Source organism: Azospirillum sp., from assembly GCF_035627195.1.
GTDB lineage: Bacteria > Pseudomonadota > Alphaproteobacteria > Azospirillales > Azospirillaceae > Azospirillum.
The window spans coordinates 1-2,109 of sequence record NZ_DASPMG010000364.1 but is presented as its reverse complement, the minus strand read 5'-3'; the positions used below and the strand labels follow the sequence as shown (position 1 = coordinate 2,109).

At 69.3% G+C, this 2,109-nt stretch carries 3 protein-coding genes; 1 reads left to right on the top strand and 2 read right to left on the bottom strand.

Translation table 11 applies throughout. The annotated features are described in order from the left end of the window. On the bottom strand, window positions 1-792 hold a 792-nt coding region (locus VED21_RS32100), incomplete at its 3' end, for a D-glycerate dehydrogenase (RefSeq protein WP_324889820.1). Between the two features lie 251 nt (window positions 793-1,043). On the opposite strand from VED21_RS32100, the gene VED21_RS32095 reads away from it, so the two are divergent. Further along, entirely contained in the window at window positions 1,044-1,577 is a 534-nt protein-coding gene (locus VED21_RS32095; RefSeq protein WP_324889818.1) for an SH3 domain-containing protein, read from the top strand. A 54-nt stretch (window positions 1,578-1,631) separates the two neighbouring features. Here the strand turns inward: VED21_RS32095 and VED21_RS32090 are convergent. Next, window positions 1,632-2,109 (bottom strand): DUF3501 family protein (locus VED21_RS32090; protein WP_324889816.1); only part of this gene is annotated, 478 nt, incomplete at its 5' end.

The following is a 2,109-nucleotide window of genomic DNA, read 5'->3' as shown; positions in this document are numbered from 1 at the left end:
GCCGGCCAGTTCGCCCTTCTGCAGCATGCGGGTCAGCGCCGTCTCGTCGATCACCTCGCCGCGCGAGGTGTTGACGACGTAGCAGTGCGGGCGCAGCAGCTTCAGCCGCCGTTCCGACAGCAGGTGGTAGGTGGCCGGCGTGTGCGGGCAGTTGATGGAGATGACGTCCATCCGCGCCAGCATCTGGTCCAGGCTCTCCCAGTAGGTCGCCTCCAGCTCGTGCTCGACGTCCGGGTGGACGCGGCGGCGGTTGTGGTAGTGGATGGACATGCCGAAGGCGCGGGCGCGCCGCGCCACCGCCTGGCCGATGCGGCCCATGCCCAGGATGCCCAGGCGCTTGCCCCAGATGCGGTGGCCCAGCATCGTCGTCGGCCCCCAGCCCTTCCACTGGCCGGAGCGCACCAGCCGCTCGCCCTCGCTCAGGCGGCGGGCGACGGCGAGGATCAGCGCCATGGTCATGTCGGCGGTGTCCTCGGTCAGCACGCCCGGCGTGTTGGTAACCGTGATGCCGCGCTCGCGCGCCGCCTTTAGGTCGATGTGGTCGACGCCGGTGCCGAAGGAGGCGATCAGCTTCAGCTGCGGCCCCGCGGCCTCGATCACCGCGCGGTCGATGCGGTCGGTCACGGTGGGGACCAGCACCTCGGCGGTCTTCACCGCCGCCATGGTCTCCTCGTGCGTCAAGGGCACGTCGTCCGGATTGAGGCGCGTGTCGAACAGCTCCATCATCCGCGTCTCGACCACGTCCGGCAGCTTGCGGGTGACGACGACCAGCGGCTTCTTCTTGTCGGGCATCGAACGGTGCTCCCTCTTCCCCCCAGCCATGAGCCATAGCAAGCGCCGCGCGCCCCTGTCCAGAGGTGCACCCGGTCAGGCCATGAAGAAGCGGGCGTGCCGGGGCGGGTGTGACGAAGACGGGACGGGACGGGCGCGGCCTTGCCCGGATGGAGTACCCCTAACTATAGTGATCGCACGCGCGGGGTTTCCACCTTATACCGGGGGCCGGCTCCGCATTCCTGCTCCGTTTCCGCTGCCGAGGTCCGTCGATGCTGTCCGGAATCCGTCTCGCGCTGGCCGTCGTGGCTCTGGCCGCCGGCCTGTCGGCCGGCCCGACGCCGGCCGCCGCGGCAGAAGGCGGGGGCAAGGACAAGGGGCCGCTGAAGACCACCGGCCTGCCGCTGCCGCGCTTCGTCACGCTGCGCTCGGGCGAGGTGAACGTGCGCACCGGCCCCGCCACGACCTATCCGGTGGAATGGGTGTTCGTGCGCAAGGAAATGCCGGTGGAGATCACGCAGGAGTTCGACACCTGGCGCCGCATCCGCGATTGGGAAGGGGCGGAAGGCTGGGTGCACCAGAGCATGCTGTCCGGCAAGCGCACGGTGGTGGTGATGGGCGACGTCCGCTCCATCCGGCGCGAGCCCAGCCCCGCCGCCCCGGCCGTGGCCCGCGCCCAGCCCGGCGTCATGGGCTGGCTGCACAAGTGCCAGGGCGAGTGGTGCCAGGTGGACCTGAAGGGCTACAAGGGCTGGATGCTGCGCAGCGAAGTGTGGGGCGTGTACGCGAACGAGAAGTTCGAGTAGGCGACGAGCCCCCACCCCAACCCTCCCCCGCTGGGCAGGGGAGGGGGTATGTCTTCACGCGAAATCCTTCGCCAGCTCCTCGCGCACCACGTCGGGCATCACGGCCATGTGGCCGTAATTCTCGTGGCCGAAGGCGACGATGACCTGCGCGCCGGGCGCGCGGAAGGCCGCCACCTGCTCCGGCGTGAAGTCGAAGTGCATGAAGTGCACGGACGAGGTCTTGCCCTGCTCGTTGGTGCGCTCGATGTCGCCTTCGGGGCGGCCCTTGATGGTGTGGCCGGCGAACTGCAGCGTCATCGTCTCTTCCACGCCGCCGAGTCGGGCCAGCGTGTTCTGCCGCTGGACGGGGTTGTCGATCTCGAACATCACCGTGGCGACCAGCTCGCTGCCCTTGGGGATCAGCGGGTTGTAGGCGCGCAGCTCGTCCGCGATCTGCTCCTCGCCGCCGCGCTCGATGTACAGCATCTCGTGGATCTGCTGCCACATCGTCTCGTAGTTCTCGAAGTAGAAGGTGGCGACGGGGCCGACGGAG